Origin of the sequence: Bacillus cereus group sp. N24 (genome assembly GCF_016483345.1) — a bacterium.
GTDB classification, from domain to species: domain Bacteria; phylum Bacillota; class Bacilli; order Bacillales; family Bacillaceae_G; genus Bacillus_A; species Bacillus_A toyonensis.
In genome coordinates, this window is sequence record NZ_JAEHCA010000153.1 from 1 (window position 1) to 240 (window position 240).

The following is a 240-nucleotide window of genomic DNA, read 5'->3' on the forward strand; positions in this document are numbered from 1 at the left end:
AAACCGGTTGTCCTCCGCCTCGTGCCGTGTGTAATTACTATACTGCTATCGGAGGGACGCATACAGGTTGGCAACATTTAATCGGAGCATGGTATTACTTTAACGGAAGCGGAGTGATGCAAACAGGTTGGCAACAGGTAAACGGAGCATGGTATTTCTATAAAGCAAGAGGAGCGATGCAAACAAGTTGGCAACAGTAAAACTGAGAGTTGTCTGTCTCATAAAAAAAAAAAGCGCTGC

Annotated in this window: 1 pseudogene; it reads left to right on the plus strand. The window is 45.0% G+C overall.

The window, feature by feature from the left end:
• A pseudogene (locus JDS95_RS30820) lies at nt 1-200 on the plus strand (transglutaminase domain-containing protein); the annotation flags it as partial.
• Between the last annotated feature and the right edge of the window lie 40 nt (nt 201-240).